The organism is Absiella sp. AM29-15 (genome assembly GCF_003434225.1).
GTDB lineage: Bacteria > Bacillota_I > Bacilli_A > Erysipelotrichales > Erysipelotrichaceae > Hoskinsella > Hoskinsella hominis.
This window is the reverse complement of record NZ_QVFL01000043.1, coordinates 1-2,355: the sequence shown is the minus strand read 5'-3', so window position 1 is coordinate 2,355 and position 2,355 is coordinate 1. Positions and strand designations below refer to the sequence as shown.

The window sequence follows — 2,355 nt, the reverse complement described above, 5'->3', positions numbered from 1 at the left end:
AAAAAATTAAAGGAGAACATGAATGATGAATAACACACGCCCGTCATTTTACCTTATTTCGTCGGCTGTGGACGGCAACGTAAATGCGATTGAAAAGATACTGGCATTGTATGACCCGTACATATCAAAATGTTGTTTGCGTCCGTTCTACGACAGATATGGTAATGTCTGCATAGTCGTAGACATGGAATTAAAAGGACGTATCAGAGAAGCACTTATCAAAATGATTTTGGACTTTGATATTCCTTTAGAAACCGAAGAATAACTAGCAGTAACCGCAGAGCATGATTTGTTCAATCCCCTCTTTCCTGCTCTGCCCTTGCTTTTACATGAAAGCAACACGCTTTCGCCACAGTTCTTTGACAACTGAATAAAGCAGACAGATACGTTTGTGAGATAGCGAGCCACGGGGACTGTACGCCACGACCTTTTCAAAAGAAAGCGAGCGACCCACGCAGTGATCCGAGAGCGACTGTTGGAAAAGTCGTTTTGCCACGACCTATTCTCACAGAATAATGATACGTCCGCATGGTGCGGTTCTGCCCACAAGAATGGGAATAGTTGAGATACTAACGGAGCTTTCCAAAGCCGTCTGCCTGCTTATGTAACTTATAAAATAGACACACAGTAAAGGGGGTGTTACATTATGTTAAATACTGATGTGTTAAATGATGTGATGTTCCAGCGAGGTAAGGTGTTGGAATATGAATAAAACGAAGATAAGAGCAACGGAACAGCCGATTGCTGTTGATATAGAGGGACTGTCTGCTATGTTATCTTGTGGTCGTGCTACTGCAAGAAAGATTGGCGAGCAGGCAGGAGCAAAAATTGTGATAGGTCGCAGGGTTCTTTATTCCATAGAAAAAGTCAAGAAATACTTGTTATATTTGGAAGAATAGAGCAATTTTCTATTTATGTTCTCTGGCGTGTGTAGTATAATAAGAAAGGACAAAGCACGCTGTGAGAACAAGAAAAGAGGCTTTTTCAGAAAGGAATGGTTCTCATGGCAATTAGTAGAAAAGACCCAAAAGGAAGAAAATTAAGAGAGGGCGAAAACTGGCGTAATGATGGAAGATACAGTTATCGTTATACAGATGTAAGAACAGGCAAGAGATTGACAGTCTATGCACAAGATTTACCAGAGCTTCGAGAAAAAGAGAAGCAGATTGCAAAAGATATGGAAGATAATATATTGACAGACGGAGCAATCAAAAAAATGACGCTTAACACGTTGTTTGAGCGTTATATGGCAACTCGTGAGCTGGCTGATACTACAAGAGTTAGTTATGTTCGTGCTTGGGAAAACAGAGTAAAAGACGAGATTGGAAATATTAAAGTTGTTCAGCTTTTACCCTCACATATTAAAGCGTATTATGCGAAACTTTCCAAAGCTGGATATGCTTATTCTACAATCAAGTATATTCACAACCTGCTTTATCCTGCATTAGAAATGGCTGTTGATGATGATATTATCCGAAAGAACCCTGCAAAAAGTTCCATTAGTGATTATGGAAAACCAGCAGAGGAAAAAGAAGCCTTAACAGTTTCTCAACAAGAAAAGTTTATGGAGTTTGTAAAACAGAGCAATGTCTATAACACATATTATCCCATGTTTACCATAATGATTGGTACGGGGTTAAGGTGTGGGGAGTTGATTGGTCTTACATGGAAAGATATAAACATCAAGGCGAAAACGGTTAATGTAGACCACCAGCTCATATATAAGAATTTAGGCGACGGTTGCAAGTTCCATATATCAACACCAAAAACGGAGTCGGGTATTCGTATTATACCTATGACACAAGAAGTTGCAAAAGCCTTTGAGGAACAAAGGAAAATCAATTTCATGCTTGCAAAGGATAAGAGCATTGAGGTGGACGGGTATTCGGGGTTTGTCTTTACAGCGAAATCGGGCAGACCGCTTATGCCGAATGGCGTAAATAGTGTTTTATATAACATTGTAGACGCATATAACAAAACCGAAGTAGAGAGAGCAAAAAAAGAGCATAGGAAAGCAGAGCTGTTACCAAAGTTTTCAGCTCATGTAATGCGTCACACAGCTTGTACCAGAATGGCAGAGTGCCGTATGGACGTAAAAGTTCTTCAATATATTATGGGACACGCTCATATAGATGTAACAATGGAAGTGTACAATCATATTGGAGAGCTGACAAGGATTGAAAATGAGATTGCAAGACTAGATAGTATGGTGTTAAATGCTTGACACCATAAAAAGAAAAATTGGTGTCAAATTGGTGTCAAAACAGAAAAAATCACAATTTCAAAAGAAATAAGATACTGCAAACCATTGATTTTAAAGGGTTTGCAAAAAAATAACAAAAATATTAGCACTCA

General features: G+C 38.9%; 3 protein-coding genes. All 3 read left to right on the top strand.

Going from position 1 to position 2,355, the window contains the following annotated elements:
* The first annotated feature begins 22 nt into the window (after nt 1-22).
* The 3 genes from DW761_RS20780 (at nt 23) to DW761_RS20760 (ending at nt 2,224) form a co-directional block, all read left to right on the top strand.
* A complete protein-coding gene (locus tag DW761_RS20780; RefSeq protein WP_117519236.1) occupies nt 23-265 on the top strand; it encodes a helix-turn-helix domain-containing protein in 243 nt (80 codons plus the stop codon).
* 439 nt (nt 266-704) lie between these two features.
* Nucleotides 705-899 carry a hypothetical protein gene (locus DW761_RS20765; protein ID WP_004614488.1) on the top strand — a complete coding sequence of 65 codons (195 nt, stop codon included), beginning with the start codon at nt 705-707 and terminating at the stop codon, nt 897-899.
* A gap of 104 nt (nt 900-1,003) precedes the next feature.
* The gene (locus tag DW761_RS20760) at nt 1,004-2,224 is read left to right on the top strand and encodes a tyrosine-type recombinase/integrase (protein WP_009243513.1); all 1,221 of its coding nucleotides are present in this window, start codon (nt 1,004-1,006) and stop codon (nt 2,222-2,224) included.
* Nucleotides 2,225-2,355: the final 131 nt, after the last annotated feature.

Bases quoted from the DNA above. Each gene is read 5' to 3' on its own strand.
- DW761_RS20780 (WP_117519236.1), top strand. From the start codon at position 23: ATGATGAATAACACACGCCCGTCATTTTACCTTATTTCGTCGGCTGTG.
- DW761_RS20765 (WP_004614488.1), top strand. From the start codon at position 705: ATGAATAAAACGAAGATAAGAGCAACGGAACAGCCGATTGCTGTTGAT.
- DW761_RS20760 (WP_009243513.1), top strand. From the start codon at position 1,004: ATGGCAATTAGTAGAAAAGACCCAAAAGGAAGAAAATTAAGAGAGGGC.